The sequence below is a fragment of the Actinoplanes sichuanensis genome (assembly GCF_033097365.1).
GTDB lineage: Bacteria > Actinomycetota > Actinomycetes > Mycobacteriales > Micromonosporaceae > Actinoplanes > Actinoplanes sichuanensis.
The window spans coordinates 8,321,764-8,337,322 of sequence record NZ_AP028461.1; the positions used below are offsets into that span (position 1 = coordinate 8,321,764).

The 15,559-nt window shown below is 70.4% G+C and carries 15 protein-coding genes and 1 tRNA gene; 2 read left to right on the forward strand and 14 right to left on the reverse strand.

The window, feature by feature from the left end:
- Positions 1–281 precede the first annotated feature (281 nt).
- The 8 genes from Q0Z83_RS38160 to Q0Z83_RS38195 all read right to left on the reverse strand — a co-directional run bounded on the left by Q0Z83_RS38160 (position 282) and on the right by Q0Z83_RS38195 (position 8,992).
- The gene (locus tag Q0Z83_RS38160) at positions 282–470 is read right to left on the reverse strand and encodes a hypothetical protein (RefSeq protein ID WP_317797229.1); all 189 of its coding nucleotides are present in this window, start codon (positions 468–470) and stop codon (positions 282–284) included.
- A gap of 219 nt (positions 471–689) precedes the next feature.
- Positions 690–2,165 (reverse strand): FAD-dependent monooxygenase, encoded by a 1,476-nt coding sequence (locus Q0Z83_RS38165; RefSeq protein ID WP_317788193.1) that lies wholly within the window; start codon positions 2,163–2,165, stop codon positions 690–692.
- 15 nt (positions 2,166–2,180) lie between these two features.
- Positions 2,181–3,527 carry a dipeptidase gene (locus Q0Z83_RS38170; protein WP_317797230.1) on the reverse strand — a complete coding sequence of 449 codons (1,347 nt, stop codon included), beginning with the start codon at positions 3,525–3,527 and terminating at the stop codon, positions 2,181–2,183.
- 57 nt (positions 3,528–3,584) lie between these two features.
- On the reverse strand, positions 3,585–4,664 hold the full coding sequence (locus Q0Z83_RS38175) for a M48 family metallopeptidase (RefSeq protein WP_317788195.1): 1,080 nt from the start codon (positions 4,662–4,664) through the stop codon (positions 3,585–3,587).
- Positions 4,665–4,771: 107 nt separating this feature from the next.
- Entirely contained in the window at positions 4,772–6,298 is a 1,527-nt protein-coding gene (locus tag Q0Z83_RS38180) for a cobyric acid synthase (protein ID WP_317788196.1), read from the reverse strand.
- A complete protein-coding gene (locus Q0Z83_RS38185; protein ID WP_317788197.1) occupies positions 6,295–7,332 on the reverse strand; it encodes a cobalamin biosynthesis protein in 1,038 nt (345 codons plus the stop codon). The genes Q0Z83_RS38180 and Q0Z83_RS38185 overlap by 4 nt, the downstream gene beginning before the upstream one ends.
- 1 nt (position 7,333) lies before the next feature.
- Positions 7,334–7,804 (reverse strand): hypothetical protein, encoded by a 471-nt coding sequence (locus Q0Z83_RS38190; protein WP_317788198.1) that lies wholly within the window; start codon positions 7,802–7,804, stop codon positions 7,334–7,336.
- Between the two features lie 384 nt (positions 7,805–8,188).
- Positions 8,189–8,992: a single-stranded DNA-binding protein gene (locus Q0Z83_RS38195; RefSeq protein ID WP_317788199.1), complete on the reverse strand. Its 804-nt coding sequence runs from the start codon at positions 8,990–8,992 to the stop codon at positions 8,189–8,191.
- 171 nt (positions 8,993–9,163) lie between these two features.
- Here Q0Z83_RS38195 and Q0Z83_RS38200 point away from each other — a divergent pair, with 171 nt between their 5' ends.
- Both Q0Z83_RS38200 and Q0Z83_RS38205 read left to right on the forward strand, forming a co-directional pair.
- Positions 9,164–10,246, forward strand: a complete 1,083-nt coding sequence (locus tag Q0Z83_RS38200) for an alpha/beta hydrolase (protein ID WP_317788200.1) — start codon at positions 9,164–9,166, stop codon at positions 10,244–10,246.
- 18 nt (positions 10,247–10,264) lie between these two features.
- A tRNA-Arg gene (locus Q0Z83_RS38205) sits at positions 10,265–10,337 on the forward strand.
- A gap of 50 nt (positions 10,338–10,387) precedes the next feature.
- Here the strand turns inward: Q0Z83_RS38205 and Q0Z83_RS38210 are convergent.
- The 6 genes from Q0Z83_RS38210 to Q0Z83_RS38235 form a co-directional block, all read right to left on the reverse strand.
- Entirely contained in the window at positions 10,388–11,359 is a 972-nt protein-coding gene (locus tag Q0Z83_RS38210) for a hypothetical protein (protein WP_317788201.1), read from the reverse strand.
- Between the two features lie 90 nt (positions 11,360–11,449).
- Positions 11,450–12,634, reverse strand: coding sequence for an ABC transporter permease (locus tag Q0Z83_RS38215; RefSeq protein WP_317788202.1), 1,185 nt, complete (start codon positions 12,632–12,634; stop codon positions 11,450–11,452).
- 1 nt (position 12,635) lies between these two features.
- Positions 12,636–13,295, reverse strand: a complete 660-nt coding sequence (locus Q0Z83_RS38220; RefSeq protein ID WP_317788204.1) for an ABC transporter ATP-binding protein — start codon at positions 13,293–13,295, stop codon at positions 12,636–12,638.
- The gene (locus Q0Z83_RS38225) at positions 13,292–14,350 is read right to left on the reverse strand and encodes an efflux RND transporter periplasmic adaptor subunit (protein ID WP_317788205.1); all 1,059 of its coding nucleotides are present in this window, start codon (positions 14,348–14,350) and stop codon (positions 13,292–13,294) included. The genes Q0Z83_RS38220 and Q0Z83_RS38225 overlap by 4 nt, the downstream gene beginning before the upstream one ends.
- Positions 14,351–14,893, reverse strand: coding sequence for a hypothetical protein (locus Q0Z83_RS38230; protein WP_317788206.1), 543 nt, complete (start codon positions 14,891–14,893; stop codon positions 14,351–14,353).
- Complete coding sequence (locus Q0Z83_RS38235) at positions 14,890–15,444, reverse strand: hypothetical protein (RefSeq protein ID WP_317788207.1); 555 nt, start codon at positions 15,442–15,444, stop codon at positions 14,890–14,892. Before Q0Z83_RS38235 ends, Q0Z83_RS38230 begins: the two co-directional genes overlap by 4 nt.
- Between the last annotated feature and the right edge of the window lie 115 nt (positions 15,445–15,559).

Below are 15,559 nucleotides of genomic sequence, written 5' to 3' on the forward strand. Positions count from 1 at the left end.
CACGAGCTCGCTGCGCCCAAAGAGGCGACGCTCGTAATGACTAAAAGGAACAAGAAACTCGAAGTGGCCAAAATGGCACGGTTCCCGTCGGCGGCCTGCGTCTCTTAACCCGCCAGCGGCCCGAAACGGCACGGCACCCGCCAGCGGCCTGAAAGGGCACGATCCGCAGTCGTCAGGCCGCCCCGGGTGGGGACTCGCGACGGCGTTGGGTGGTCACGGATGTCCTCACCCCGTACCCCCAGGGAAGTTGTCGGAATTTGGCCTTGGGTTTGGAATCTTCGTCATGCGGCTTTGGGCTCCTCGATGCGGAAGCCGCGGGCTCGGACCGCGTCAGCGACCCGGGCCAGCTCGGCGTCGAGCGTGCAGAGGACTTTGGAGAGATCGTCGAGGTGATCGGTGAGGGTGGCGTCGTCCCACCCGGAGACGTCGACGTCGCCGAGGGCGCGGGCCGCGGCACGGAGCCGGGCGATCGACTCGATCCGCTCGCGTGTGCGAAGACGGTCGAGCGAGTCACGTGGGCCGGCGGGGGTCACCCGGGCCGCGCGACCGGCCAGCGCAGCGGAGAGCTGCGTGGCAGGCCTGTTGGTGGCAGGCATGTTCGGTGCAGGCGAGGCAATCGAACGCATGTTCGAATCCTAACAGGAACGGACGCCGTCGACACCGCCGATCCACCCTGTGGACGCCGAATTTCACCTGCCCTGGGCGTGCCGGAAATGCGTCTCCGCCTCGGCCGGCACCGCACTCGCGGCGACGAACCCGTCCGCCCGGATCAGGTAGAGAAGCCCAGGTAGCAGGCCTGTTTCGGGTGCCGGCGGGAAGATGTGCACAGGCATCCCGAGGTCGGGCGCGTCGGAGGCGACGACCTCGCCGTAACCGTGGATCTGCCAGCAGGCGGCGCGGAGCACTGCATGGTTGTTCCCGGTCCAGGGCAGACGCCGGCCGATCACCGGATCGCGCGGGCCGCCCGGCTTCGCGTCGGGGTCGAGGCGGTAGTGGATGCGGATCTGCGACACGTACTGGAACAGGCGGGAACCGCCGGACGAGCCGGGCAGCACCCGCACCGCGATCGGGGCGAGCAGCGGGATCACGATGCGCCGCAGTGCCCGCGCCGGCAGACGGGTGGAGGTGATCGCGTTGAACAGCCGGTCGGTGGTGGCGACGAGTTTGCGGGCGACCGGCCGGCGCTCCGCCTCGTAGCGGTCCAGCCAGCTGTCCCGGCGGGCGCCGCGTAGCACGTCGGCGAGTTTGAAGGCAAGGTTGTGCGCGTCCTGCAGGCCGGTGTTCATGCCCTGGCCGCCGACCGGCGAGTGCACGTGGGCGGCGTCGCCGGCCAGGAAGAACGGACCGTCCCGGAAGGCCGCGGCGACCCGATGGTGCACCCGGTAGGTGGCGAACCAGCGGGCCCGGTCGTAGGTGACGCCGTAGGTGCGCCGCATCCGCTCGCGGGCGTCCTCCTCGTCCAGGTCACCGTCGGAGTTCGTGTCGCGGACCAGGCCGATCAGCCGCCAGCCGCCCTCGCCGCGCATCGGGAAGCCGAGCAGGAAATCGGTCCGTTCGGGGCGGACGTTCACCGCGTCCGGCACCAGGCCGTGCGCGCCGATCGCGTCCAGCACGAAGAACCGGTGCGGGTTGGTGACACCTTCGAAGTCGATCCGGCGGGCCTTGCGGACCACCGAATTCGCCCCGTCGCAGCCCACGCAGAACCGGGCCCGCACCGTGTGGTTCCCGACTTTCGCCTCGACACCGTCATCGGTCTGCACGACCGCGGTGACCGGCGACTCCCAATACACGTCGCCGCCGAGTTTGCGCAGATTGTCGTAAAGGATCTCCTCGTTGCGACTCTGCTCCAAAACCTCGATGAAGGGGTACGGGGTGAGCCGCGCGCCGAGCCGGCCGAGCGGAATCCGCCCGAAGGCCCGCGCACCGAACCCGGGCGCGAGTGCCTCGGCCCGGTGCGCCGCCTCCAGAACGTGGTCGCCGATGCCGAGTTGGTCGTAGATCTCCAGGCTGCGGGCCTGCACGACGAGCGCGCGGGACTCCGCCGTCGGGCCGTCCTTGCCGTCCACGACGATCACCTGCACCCCGAGCCTGGTCAGCCAGTTGGCGAGCATCAGCCCGGTCGGGCCGGCGCCCACCACGAGGACCTCACAAGACAGCTCGGCCATCGGCCACCCCGCTTCCTACTTCGTCAGAGTCTCCGCAACGTTCTTGAGCAGCAGTGCCTCGGCGACACACACCTTCTCGAACTCGCCCAGGTGCAGGCTCTCGTCCGGACCGTGCGCCGCCGCGTGCGGGTCTTCGACCCCGGTGACCAGGATCGCCGCGCCGGGGAACAGCTCCTGGAAAGTGGCGATGAACGGGATCGACCCGCCGACACCCATGTCCACCGGGTCGGTGCCGTCCCACGCCGAGCTGAAGGCGGCCCGAGCCGCGTCATACACCGGGCCGGTCGCGTCGATCACGCACGGAGCGCCGTCGCTCTCCAGCGTGACCTCCAGGCTCGCGCCCCACGGAACGTTCTTCTCCAGGTGGGCGCGGACCGCTTCGAACGCCGATTTCGGGTCGTCGCCGGGCGCCAGCCGTACGCTGATCTTGGCCTTGGCGGTGGGCTGCAACGCGTTCGCCGCCTCCAGGGTCCGCGGCGCGTCGATGCCGAGCACCGACACCGACGGCTTGGTCCAGATGCGGTCGGTGATCGTGCCCTTACCGATCAGCTCGACTCCGTCGAGGATGCCGGCCTCGTGCCGGAAACGGTCGGCCGGGTAGTCGACGCTCGCCCCCTCACGGCCGACCAGACCGGTCACCGCGACCTCGCCGTCGTCGTCGTGCAACGTCGACAGCAGCCGGGCCAGGGTGATCAGCGCATCCGGCACCGGGCCGCCGAACATGCCGCTGTGCACGGCACTCTTCAGCACCTTGACCTCGGCGAACAGGTTGACCAGGCCGCGCAGAGAGGTGGTCAGCGCGGGCTGGCCGATGTCCCAGTTACCGGAGTCGGCGATCACGATCACGTCGGAGCGCAGCTCCTCCAGATGCTCGTGGATGATCGTGTCGAGGGAGTCGGACCCATACTCCTCCTCGCCCTCCACGAACACGACGACACCGACGGGAAGCTGGTCGCCGAACGCGCGCAACGCCGCGACGTGCGCCATCACACCCGCCTTGTCGTCGGCCGCGCCACGGCCGTAGAGACGGCCATCACGCTCCACCGGCTCGAACGGGTCACTCGTCCACAGCGCCGGGTCGCCGGCCGGCTGCACGTCATGATGCGCGTAAAGCAGGACGGTCGGCGCTCCGGCCGGGGCCGCCTTACGGCCGATCACCGCAGGCTGACCGCCGTGGCGGACGATCTCGGTGTCGAGCCCACACCCGCGCAACAGCTCGGCGACCGCCTCCGCGGACCGCTCCACGTGCGAGTGGTCGAAACCTTCGAAGGCGACACCCGGGATCCGCACCAGCCGTTCCAGGTCGGTGCGGACACCGGGCATCTCGCGCCGGATCGCGGCGCGCAGATCGGATTCACTCAGGCTCATGCCGCCGATCGTAGGCCGGAGATGTGACAGGTTTCCGGCCCGGCCGGTGGATCATGCGTCCGGCGTACCCTCTCCGCGGTTGTCACCACGCCCACGCCGGGCCGCCTCACTGGCCCAGCCATACGCCTTGCCGGCGGCCGCCCCGGCCAGGTCAGCGGCACCGCCGCCGAGTCGCCGGACCAGCCCGACCAGCGGATCCTGCGAGTTGGCGAAGTCTTCGCGATACGCCTTCGCGGCCGCTTTCACATCCTCGGTGACCGAGGCGTCGCCGTCCGAATCGCGGCGCGGGTAGTCGCCACCGATAATCCGCGCATACTCCCCGGAGTCGATCCATTTACGCAGCTCGGCGGCCCGCGCGACCGGAACCGGGTGGCTGCTCCACGCGGTCAGGCCGATCTTGTGGATGCTGTCGCGCAGATCGCCGCCGCTTTCATACTCGGCGGCCTGCTCCAGGAACGCCGCCGTGTCGATCTGGGACAGGTCGCCACCGCCGGCCAGCTTCATCAGCAGACGCAGCGAGGCGGCCGGATCCTGGCCGGCGAGCAGCCCGGCCCGGTCGGCGGACAGCTCCGCCTTGCGCCACCACTCATACATCGCCGCGACGATCGCCCGCAGCGCCATCACCCCGACCGGCAGCCAGCTGATGTTGGCGATCCAGTCGGTCAGGATCCGCATGATCGTCTTGTAGACGGCGTGTCCGCTGCGCACATGCCCGACCTCGTGGCCGAGCAGCGCACGCAGCTCGTCGTCGTCGAGTTTGTCCACCGCACCCGTGGTGATCACGATGAACGGCCGGTCCAGGCCGATCGCCTGCCCGTTGATCCGCGGGTCCTGCGTCACGTAGAGCTCCGGGAGCTCCGCCACGTCGAGCGTGCTCGCCGCCTCCGCGAACAGCTGATGCACCCGCGGATACTGCCGATGGTCGACGCGGATCGCACCGGCCAGGAACATGAGCCGGAACCCCCGCTCATTCCACATGCCGAAGAACGTCTTCACCACGTCGTCGAAGCCGCGCAACTCGCGCAGCGCGGACAACGCGCCCCGGTCGGCCGGGTGCTCCCACGCCCTCGAGCTGATCCCGGTCAGGGTCACGCGACGGCGTGCCGGCCGGGTCTCGTCCTCGGTCGTCATCTGCCTCACCCCGTTCTGCCGCTGCCGCGGCGCCGGGCCGCGCTTCCGCGCCCAACGTACGCCGCAGACGCAACGTGTGTCCCATGCCGGCGACCCGGAGAAGTCCCCTACGGGGCACCCGGGGGCAGGAACGGCAGGCCCGGGGTGGGCCCCTTCTCGATCAGCCGCCACAGCGCATCGGTGTCCAGGTGCTCCTCGACGAGATCACCCAGCGTGTCCAAGGCGCGCTCCCGTACCGCCGCATATCGGGTGTCCCCGGCGACCGTGAACCCGTGCCGCCCGGCCAGGCGGGCCGCCTCGGTGAGGAACCGGCGACGGAAGGCGTCCGACTCGAACGCCCCGTGCCAGTGCGTGCCGAACACGTTCCCGGCCACCGCGCCCTCCGGACGGCCGTCGTCGTAGCGCAACAGCGGCTCGGGGGCGCCCGCCGACACGTACCCGTGATGGATCTCGTAGCCGTCCACCGGCTCGCCCAGGCCGACCCCGGATGACCTGGCCAGCGTCTTACGAGCGGCGAAGGTGACCTCCACCGGAAGCAGACCCAGCCCCGGAACCGTGCCGCGGGCGCTCTCCACCTCGTCATGGATGCGCTCGCCGAGCATCTGGAAACCACCGCAGATGCCCAGCAGCGGCTTGCCGGCCGCCGCGTGGGTGGCGATCGCGTCGGCGAGGCCCGTCTCACGCAGCCAGGCGAGGTCACTCACCGTAGCCTTGGAGCCGGGGATCACCACCAGGTCGGCGTCGGCGATCTCGGCCGGCTCGATGGTCAGCTGCACCCGCACCCCCGGCTCGGCGGCCAGCGCCTCGGCATCGGTGGCATTCGAGATCCGCGGCACCCGAATCACCGCGACGCGCAGCCAGGCGGTCCCGCGCGGCGGCCCCGGACGCCCCAACACTCGGCCGTACGCGAGAGAGTCCTCCGCGTCGAGCCAGACATCCAGGTCGAACGGCAGCACGCCGTGCACCGGCCGCCCGGTCGCCGCGGTGATCATGTCCAGCCCGGGGCGGAGAATCCCCAGGTCACCCCGAAACTTGTTGATCACGAACGCGGAGACGAGCTCCTGATCCGCCCGGGACAGCAGCGCCAGCGTGCCGAAGAACGCGGCGAACACCCCACCCCGGTCGATGTCACCCACCACCACCGTCGGCAGACCGAACCGGCGGGCCAGGCCCATGTTGACGAAATCACCGTCGCGCAGGTTGATCTCGGTGGGGCTCCCGGCCCCCTCGCAGATCACCACGTCGTAGTCGGTCCGCAGATCGGCCAGGGCCGAGTGTGCGGTCTCCGCCAACCGCGGGCGCAACGTCCGGTAGTTACCGGCTGTCACCGTGTCCACCGCCTCGCCCAGCAGGACCACCTGGCTGGAGCGGTCGCTGCCGGGCTTCAGCAGCACCGGGTTGAACCGGAGGTCGGGGGCGATGCCGCAGGCTGCGGCCTGCATGGCCTGGGCTCGACCGATCTCGCCGCCCCGGCCGTCGGCGGTCACCACCACGACCGAGTTGTTGGACATGTTCTGGGCCTTGTACGGGGCCACTCGTACGCCCTGGCGGTGCAGCCAGCGGCAGATGCCGGCGGTGAGGACGCTCTTGCCGGCGTCGGAGGTGGTGCCGGCGATCAGGAGGCCGCCGGTCATGATCGGGGCCTGGCGCGGAACAGTCTCGGCCCTTCGGGCCCCGCCCCGCCCCCGCCGCCTCCACCGGCTGTGATCCCGCTTCGTGCCGTCAGCCCGCCTCGGGCCGCCGCGACGCCGGCCGCCAGCACGACGGCCACCGCCCCCACCGCGCCCGACACCCGCGCCGCCCGCCGCAGATGCACGGCCGACGGCCGGGGCCCGTCCCCGAGGAACGGTCGCGTCTCACTTCGTCCGAAATAGACGTTGCGCCCACCCAGCCGTACGCCCAGAGCCCCCGCCATGGCCGACTCGCATTGACCCGCGTTGGGCGACGGATGGTCGTTCCGGTCGCGTCGCCAGACGCGCAGCGTCTCTTTCGGTGTCCCGCCCGCGATCGGCGAGACGGCCGCGGTGATCAGCCCAGTGAGGCGGGACGGCGCCAGGTTGAGCAGGTCGTCGAGCCGGGCCGACGGGGTACCGAACCGGGCGTACCGCGGCGACCGGTGCCCGACCATGGCGTCGAGCGTGTTGGCGGCCCGGTATCCGAGGAGCCCCGCCGGGCCGAGGAGCGCACCCCAGACGAGGGGCGCGACGACGGCGTCAGAGGTGTTCTCGGCGACTGATTCGACGGTGGCGCGGGCGAGTTCGGGTTCGTCGAGTGCGGACGGGTCGCGGCCGCACAGGTGGTTGAGCCGGCCTCGGGCGGCCGGCAGGTCGCCGGCGTCGAGGTGGCGGGCCATGGTCCGGGCCTCGCGGCGCAGGGTGCGGCCGCCGAGGACGGTCCAGGTGGCCGCGGCGGTCACCGCGAACCGGGCGGCCGGGTGGTTGCGGGTGGCGCGTCCGGCGGCGAGCCCGGCGAGTACGGGTACTCCGACGGCGATGGTGGTGAAGAGTGTTCCGGCCGCGCGGTGGGGTCGGTAGACGCGCTGTTCGAGGGCGCTGGTGGCGGTGCCGTAGCCGGCGACCGGGTGTAGTCGCCGTGGGTCTCCGATCGCGGCGTCGAGCAGGTATCCGGCGATGAGGCCGGCCGCGTCGGCGGCCCAGCGTGGTGGCACGTCAGCGGCCGAACGGGGTGAGGTCGAACGCCCAGACGGCGAGGGCCGGGGGTTCGTTGTCGGTGTCTTCGGGGTAGGGCACGGGTTCCAATTCGCCCCAGACGATGGAGCCGGGGGCTCGGTCTTCGAGGAATTCGACGACGATGGCCCGTAGGTCGTCGGTCACCTGGTAGGCGGCGTTGAACGGCAGGTCGCTGGGTTTGCACGTGCCGGCTGAGCAGCGGAGCTGCCCGGCGATGGCGTCGTGCCAGACGTAGAAGGTGGCGGTGCCCCGGTGGCCGAGGCCGGCGACCCGGTCGCGGATGCCGGCCGCGGTCTCTTCGAAAGCGGTGACGACCTCGTCCGCGGACAGGCCCATGCGTTCGTGCGGCGGAGCGCCGAACCAGCTGGTGTTGGCGTCCTCGGCCGACGGGTCCTCCGGCGATAGCACCATCGTCTCGGTCGCGATGGCGCGGATGTCCTTCAGCAGCACGGGTTCAGTCTGCCGGTTGGTGATGCGGGAAGCCCAGCCGGGCCGCTCCGACTGGTGGCCTGTTCCCGGGGTCCGATCGGCCTATCCCGATAGATGGAATCCATGAATGTCGAGTAAACCCTGGTCTGTACCCGTTCTGCCGTGGATGCATTCGTCCCTCTTTCGAGCGACTGCGAAGGCCTGCACGGAAGGGTCCGGATGGGATTGCGGAGGGCCGTGGTGGGGTGGGTGAGTGCGGGGGGACCACGGCGGCCCGGCCGGTTGTCCCGCCACCCGGGCGGTGGTGGGGGACGTGATCCCGGCGCCGGCCGGGCCGCCGGGCGCCGCCGCTACCGGTTACCCGCAGGGACTCGGTTTCCGGTGGCGGCGGCTCCCGGGAAGGTCTCAGGCCGCGACGGGTTCGCGGCGGCCGGTGCGCCGGATGCGACGGGTGTCGGCGGGCGGCGCCGAGACGGGCGCGACCGAATCAGGCGCGACCGAATCAGAACCGACCGAATCAGAACCGACTGGATCAGAACCGGCCGAATCGGAACCGACCGAACCGGGCGAAGTCGAACCGGGCGGCGTCGGCACGGGCGGAGCCGGATCGGGCGAGGCGGGCGGCGACGGGACGGGAACGGCCGGTGCCTGGTCGTCGCCGGGCTCGGCGGTCTCGTCGGCGATCGCGGCGACGACTTCGAGGAAGGTGGGGCTGTCGTCGGGATCCCGCTCGGGGAGTCCGTCGCCGAAGCCGACCGGGATCTCGTCGTCGTCGAGGGCGTGGGTGGTCTCGCCACGGATGACGGTGTCGGTCTCCGCGCTTTCGATCATGCTGTTGGCGGCGGGTTTGCTGCGGTAGAAGCGGGCGCGGCCGCGGGCCAGGTCGTGGCCGATGGCGAAGGCCTCCATCTCGTAGGAGACGCGGTTGTTGTTGTCGTCGTCGACCCAGTCGCGGGTGTAGATGCGGCCGTAGGCGACGATCGGGTCGCCGACGCTGATCGAGGAGGCGACTCCTTCGGCGAGGCGGCGCCAGGCGGTGACGCGGACGCGGAGGCTGTTGCCGTCGGTCCAGCGGCCGGTTTCGCGGTCGAAGCGGCGGGCGGTGGAGGCGATCCGGAAGTTGGCGACGAGCGCGTTGCCGTTGGTGGTGCGTCGCCATTCGGGGGCGGTGAGGACGTTGCCGACGACGGCGAGGTGCGTTTCGAACACGACGTTGCTTCCTCTCTGCGGTGCTGGTGCTCAGGTCGGGTTCGAGATTGCGTCACCGGCGATGATCTTGTGGTGACGGATTGTGGACGGCGATGAATTGTGGATGACGGGCGTGGAGGATCACGGATCTGATATGGCGCGCCGGTAGGTACCCATGGGTAACCTGTCGTCGTGGAGACCGACGTCCTCGGATGGCCGTACGAGCGGCACACCATCGAGCTGGGCAGTGACGACGAGGGCCCGGTGGTGGCGACGCTGGTGCGCCGTCGGGCGGAGACGCCGTCGCGGCGGGCAGTGCTGCATGTCCACGGGTTCGTGGACTATTTCTTCCAGACCCACATGGCTGACTTCTTCGCCGAGCGGGGCTGGGATTTCTATGCGCTGGATCTGCGGAAGTACGGCCGGAGTCTGCTGCCGCATCAGACGCCGAACTTCGCACGGAGCCTGACCGAGTACTTCCCGGAGCTGGACGAGGCGACCCGGATCATCCGCGAGGAGGACGGGCACGATCAGCTGCTGGTGACCGGTCATTCGACGGGTGGACTGATCACGTCGTTGTGGGCGCATTCGCGCCGCGATCAGCGCAAGGTCGACGGCCTGTTCCTGAACAGCCCGTTCTTCGATTTCAATCTGCCGTGGCTGATGCGTCGCCCGCTGATGTCGGCGGTGCTCGCGGTGAGTGGCCGTTCGCCGTACAAGAAGATGCCCGTCGCTTCTCTGGGTCTGTATGGCAAGAGCCTGCACTCGGACCACGAGGGTGAGTGGGCGTACGACCTGGCGTGGAAGCCGATTCTCGGTTTTCCGGTGACGATGGGCTGGCTGGGCGCGATCCGTCGGGGGCAGAGCAAGCTGCGGTCCGGTCTGGCGATCGATGTTCCGGTGCTGGTGGCGTGTTCGACGCGGACGTTCCGGGGCCGGGATTGGCACGAGGACGTCCGGGTGACGGACACGGTGCTGGATGTGGAGCACATCGTCAGGTGGGCGCCAGGGCTGGGGCCGCATGTGACGATCGCCCAGTTCGACGGCGGCATGCACGATTTGACGCTCTCCGGCAAGGAGGTGCGGGCCGAGGTGTTCCGTGAGGTGGGACGCTGGGTGGACGGTTTTCTGCCGGCGCCTGGTTCGCCGGAGCCGGAGATTCCGCCCGCGCCGGAGGATCAACCGGGCGTTGCCGCCGCCCTCGTGCAGGCGGAAGCCGTGGTGGAGCATGCCGCGGCGGACGAGGCGGACGACAAGTCCGGCACGACCGCCTAGGATGTGCTGGCTAGGCCAGCGCTCGTAGCTCAGCGGATAGAGCAGTGGACTTCTAATCCACCGGTCGCAGGTTCGAATCCTGCCGGGCGCGCAAAAGGGCCCGCCCGGTCCAGATGGACTGGGCGGGCCGTTGTGCTGCTGCTAGCGGACGCGGACCCGGACGGAGTCGAGGGCGGGCGTCTGGTTGGCGCGTTCCATCATCGGGATGCGGTGTGAGCCGTCGCCGGCCCAGGCGGAGCACTGGAAGTTGCCGGACTGGGCCAGCCCGGGCACCTGGATGGCGATGGTGTCGGGCTGGGCGCCGCCGCGGCTGTCCTCGGTGGCGACGAAGAAGCCGGGGACCGGGTCGGGTGCCGGGGCCTGCTGCTGGCTGTCGAGGATCCGGCAGGCGGTGTGGAAGTGGCCGCGGACCAGCCCGTTCTGCAGGACGCTGCTCTCCACGTAGTAGCCGCCCTGGCCGGCTGCGAGGAACCGGTCACGGATCAGGTTGCGGGTGCTGACCTGGATCGTGAACGGCTGGTTCCGGTTGACCTGCCGGGGCGCGTTGGTGATCAGCAGGGTGGGGTTGTTGGCGGCGTTGCCGACTTCACCGAATTCGGTGGAGACGCACCGGTTGCCCTTCTGGAAGCCGTCGTGTGCTTCGAGGCGGCTGGTGTCGCAGCTGTCGGTGAGGATGCCGAGGTTGTTGCCGGGCTGGGCGGCTGCCGGGGTGGTGACCGCGGGTGCGCCGCCGTTCTGGTTGAGGGTGCAGGCGGCGATGCGCTCGGCGTTGAGGTTGGGCCGGGCCGCGTTGCGGGAGATCGCGGTCTCGATCCGGTTGATGGCGGCGAACCGCTTGTCCTTCAGCGGGCCGAGGATCGCGTTCTGGATGAAGTTCGCGCCGCCCTGTCCCTGTGTGGATGCGATGCGGTTGTTGGCCTCGTTGATCTGCTGGTCGATCTGCCGGAGGTTGCTGTCCACTTCCGCCTGTGCCTGGGCGGGCACGTTGACGGTGATGTAGACCTGCGGGCAGTTGACCGTGGGCACGGCGGCTTGGGCGGCCGAGGCGATGCCGATCCCGGCACCCGCCATGGTCACGGCGAGCCCGACTGTGATGACGAGTTTCCGGTGCATTGGCCTGCTGCTTTCCCGATCCCGATGGAACCCTACGACGATCGATACGGGAACGCTCCCAGGTTGGATCAACGCGGCGGGAAGATTTCCTCAGGCGGCGCCGAGGGCTTCGGTGGGTGCGAGGCGGGCCGCCCGGATCGCCGGGTAGAGGCCGGCTGTCGCGCCGATGAGCAGGGTGGCGCCGAGTCCGCCGGCGACGGCCCAGAGTGGTACGACGGGCGGCCACTGCTGGGTGCCGGCGTAGACGACGGTGACGGTGAGTCCGCCGAGCACCCCGCCGATGCCGCCGAGCAGGGACAGCAGCAGGGATTCGGCGACGAACTGGGTGCGGACCTGGCCGCGGGTGGCGCCGAGGGAGCGGCGCAGCCCGATTTCGGCGCGGCGTTCGAGTACCGAGATGACCATGGTGTTGGCGACGCCGATGCCGCCGACGAGCAGGGCGACGGCGCCGAGGCCGAGGAGCAGCGAGTTGAAGGTCTGGCTGGCGGCCCGTTGGGCGGTGAGCGCGTCGGACGGGTTGGAGACGTCGACCTGGTCGGGGTTCTGCGGGTTGGCGGTGGCGGCGAGCACGCCGCGGACCGCTTCGACCTGGGATTCGATGGAGCGGGTGTAGACGCGGGTGGCGTGGCCGTCGAAGTCGAGGTAGGACTCGGCGGCGTCCCAGCCGATCAGGACGGCGGTGTCGAGTTCGGGGGCGAGGGCGACGGTGTCGAGGACGCCGACGACCGAGTAGTGGCGGCCGCCGATCCAGACGGCCGGGACGTCGCCGAGCCGGCGGGCGGCGGCGGCGCCGAGGACGACGGCCGGGTATCGGGCGGTGGCCGCGTTGAGCCAGGTGCCGCCGGCGAGTCGGGCGTTGACGGTGCCGAGCAGGTCGAGTTGCGCGGCGACGACGGCGAGGCCGCCGGTCTCCCCTTTGGGGATCTGGTCGGTGCGGTAGACGGACGTGTCGCCGACGGTGCCGACGGCGGTGGCCGAGGTGACCGGACCGATCCGTTTGATCATGGAGAGGGCGTCGTCGGGGAGGGTCGCGTCGTCGCCGAACATGGTCCGGCCGGGTGCGACGGTCAGCATGTTGGTGCCCAGGGCGTCGAGTTGTTCGTCGAGGTCGGCCTGCCCGGAGGTGGAGATGCCGACGACCGACACCATGGCGGCGATACCGATGGCGATGCCGAGGGCGGACAGGACGGCCCGCAACGGGCGGGAGCGCAGGCCGTACCCCCCGAGTCGCAGTAGGTCGGAGGGGCGCAGCCTCGCCGGGCGCAGCGGGTTCATGTCAGATCACCTGTCCGTCGAGCATGGGCACCTGGCGCGGCAGGGAGCCGGCGATCTCGTGGTCGTGGGTGATCACCAGGACGGTGGTGCCGGCGGTGTTGAGTTCACGTAGCAGGTCCATGACGCCGTGTCCGGAGACCGAGTCGAGGTTGCCCGTCGGTTCGTCGGCGAGGAGTACCGCCGGGTCGCCGGCGACGGCGCGGGCGACGGCGACGCGCTGTCGTTCGCCGCCGGACAGTTGGTGGGGTCGGTGGGTGAGGCGGTCGCCGAGCCCGACCCGAGTGAGGGCCTGCTCGGCGCGGCGTTCCCGTTCGGGTTTGGGTAGGCCGGTGTAGAGCAGGCCGTCGGCGACGTTGGCGCGGGCGTCCCGGCCGGGTGCGAGGTGGAAGGACTGGAAGACGAAGCCGATGCGGCGGGCCCGCAGTGCGGACAGTTGCCGGTCGGAGAGTACGGCGATGTCGTGGCCGTCGATGCGGACTTCGCCGGAGGTGGGCCGGTCGAGGGTGCCGATCAGGTTGAGCATGGTGGATTTGCCGGAGCCGGACGGTCCGACGATGGCGATCAGTTCGCCGTGTTCGACGGTGAGGTCGACGTCGCGCAGCGCGGTGACGCCGCCCGGGTAGCTTTTGGTGACCTGGTGCAGTTCGATGACGGCGGTCACGTCGGGATGCCCACTTTCTGGCCTTCGGCGAGGCCGTCGCCGGTGACTTCGACCCGCCCGGAGGCGAAGAGCCCGGTTTCGACGGCGACGATGCGGGTGCCGGTGCCGTCGACGATCTGCAGGCCGTAGCCGCCTTCGGCGAGGGCGAGAAGAGCGTTCACGGGTACGGTCAACACGTTCTCCCGCTGTGCGGAGACGAACAGGACCTCGACGGCCGCGTCGTCGAGCCCCTGGGGTGCCTTGTCGAACCCGACGGTGACCACGATGTTGGTGGTGTCCCGCTGGCCGGGGTTCTCCGCCTCCTCGACCGTGGTGGTGACGCCGGTGATCTTCCCGGTGACCGTCTTGCCGTCCGGCAGGGTCACGTCGACCTTGGCGCCTTTCTTGGCGAGCCGTTGGTCGTCGATGCCGAGTTCGACGGTGGCGACCCGGCTGGTGGCGCTGGTGATCAGCAGTTCGGTGCCGGGTTGGACGCTCGCGCCGAGGTCGGCGCTGCGGGAGGCGACCCGGATGGGGCCGCCGGCGTAGACGACGCGGCCCAGTTCGAGGGTGCCGGTGTCGTCGAGGCCGAGGTCGTCCTGCCAGTCTTCGACGGCGTCGGCGGTCGCCGAGGTGTATTCGTCGTCGACGGTGAAACCGCGGTAGCCGAGTGCCCACAGGTTCTTTTCGAACTGGGCGACGTCGGCGCCCTCGTCGCCCGGGGACAGGGCCCGGTAGGCGGGTAGGGAGCCGTACAGCAGCACCACCGGATCGTTGTCGACCTGGTAGAGGGTGCCGCCGCGTTTGATGGTCGTGTCGACGGCGGGTAGCGCGGTGACGGTGCCGGACAGTCTGGTGGTGAGGGATGCGTCGTCGCCGAAGCCGAGGGAGCCGCCGTGGCTCTCCTTGTCGACGAGGGTCTGCCTGGTGATGTCGGCGGTCGCGGCGGGCTGGGTGCCGGCGGCCTGGGCGCCGGTGCCTTCGGTGTCCGGCAGGCCGCCGGTGAGCAGGAACGCGGTCACGCCACCGGCGGTCAGGGCCACCGCCACGGCGGCGGTCGTCCATCGGCGTCTCATCTAGTTGCCTCCCGCTTTTTGTGGCCCGCCGGCGACCTGCCGCTGCGCGCCTTCCGGTTTGTACTGTTCGCAGGCCTTCTCGGCGGCGGCGAACTTCGCGTCGTCGCCCTCCTCGATGCGGATCTCCGACGAGCCGTCGGCTTTCGGGTCGGGGAAGTCGGGCATTCCGTTCGCCCGCATGCATTTGGCGAAGTCGCGGAGCCGTTCGATGTCCTCGGCGTTCGGACCGCCCTTGTCGACGGCGTTTCGGAGGTACTGTTCGCACGCCTTCATGGCGGCGTCGAAGGCCTTCTGGTCGGTGCCGTTCGGGATCTCCAGGGCCTGCCCCTCGCCCGGCGGCGGCGGGTCCGGGAACCAGGTCATTCCGTGTTCGCGCATGCATTTGGCGTGTTTGAGCGGGGCGTCCGGGTCGAACGACGCCGACGCCGAGGGGGCCGGGGTGGTGGTCCCCTTCTGGACGCTGGCGACGGTCGGTTCGTTCGTTCGGGCCGGGCTGCAGGCCGCGGTGAGCAGCAGCAAGCCGGCGATCACGAGTTTTCTCATGTCGTCTCCGTGTGTTCGCTGCGTTCTTCGGCGCCTTTCGGGCGGTACCGGGCGCAGGCTTTGTCGGCGGCGTCGAAGGCCGGGTCGCCGGGGCCGGTGCCGAGTTTGTCGCCGTCGATGCCGAGTTCGCCGTCGGCGCCCGGGTCGGGGAAGTTCGGCACCCCGTTCTCGCGCATGCATTTGGCGAGCTGCCGGTTCTTCTCGATCTCCTCGGCCGACAGTTTCGGCGGCTCCCCGCCGTTGGGCAGGAACTGTCTACACGCCTGTTGGGCCTGGTCGACGGCGGCCGGGTCGACGCCCTGTGGCAGGGACAGTTCCATCCGGCCGTCGGGCTTCGGGTCGGGGAACCATTCCAGGCCCTGTTCGCGCATGCATTGCGAGAACTTGAGCGACGCGTCCCGGTCCGGTCCGCTGTCGGCGGCGGTGGCCGACGGTTTCGCTGTCCCGTCGACGGTGGCCACTCCCCCGCCGTCGTCGCCGGTGGCCCGGGAACAGCCCGCGGTCGTGGCCGCGAGTAGGACGCCGAGCGCGACGATCGTCCTGATCCTCATCTCGTCTCCTCAGCCGGCGGCCGGGTGGCCGCCACGGACCGAGTAGAGCGACCGCCGTGTATCCCCGGCGTCACCGGAAAACGTGACGCCGAGTTGACGGCGGCCGGGTTCAAGA

Coding starts and splice junctions, on each gene's coding strand:
- Q0Z83_RS38165 (WP_317788193.1), bottom strand. CDS start 2,165: ATGGCCGAGCTGTCTTGTGAGGTCCTCGTGGTGGGCGCCGGCCCGACC.
- Q0Z83_RS38175 (WP_317788195.1), bottom strand. CDS start 4,664: ATGACGACCGAGGACGAGACCCGGCCGGCACGCCGTCGCGTGACCCTG.
- Q0Z83_RS38180 (WP_317788196.1), bottom strand. CDS start 6,298: ATGACCGGCGGCCTCCTGATCGCCGGCACCACCTCCGACGCCGGCAAG.
- Q0Z83_RS38210 (WP_317788201.1), bottom strand. CDS start 11,359: ATGCACCGGAAACTCGTCATCACAGTCGGGCTCGCCGTGACCATGGCG.
- Q0Z83_RS38215 (WP_317788202.1), bottom strand. CDS start 12,634: ATGAACCCGCTGCGCCCGGCGAGGCTGCGCCCCTCCGACCTACTGCGA.
- Q0Z83_RS38225 (WP_317788205.1), bottom strand. CDS start 14,350: ATGAGACGCCGATGGACGACCGCCGCCGTGGCGGTGGCCCTGACCGCC.
- Q0Z83_RS38230 (WP_317788206.1), bottom strand. CDS start 14,893: ATGAGAAAACTCGTGATCGCCGGCTTGCTGCTGCTCACCGCGGCCTGC.
- Q0Z83_RS38235 (WP_317788207.1), bottom strand. CDS start 15,444: ATGAGGATCAGGACGATCGTCGCGCTCGGCGTCCTACTCGCGGCCACG.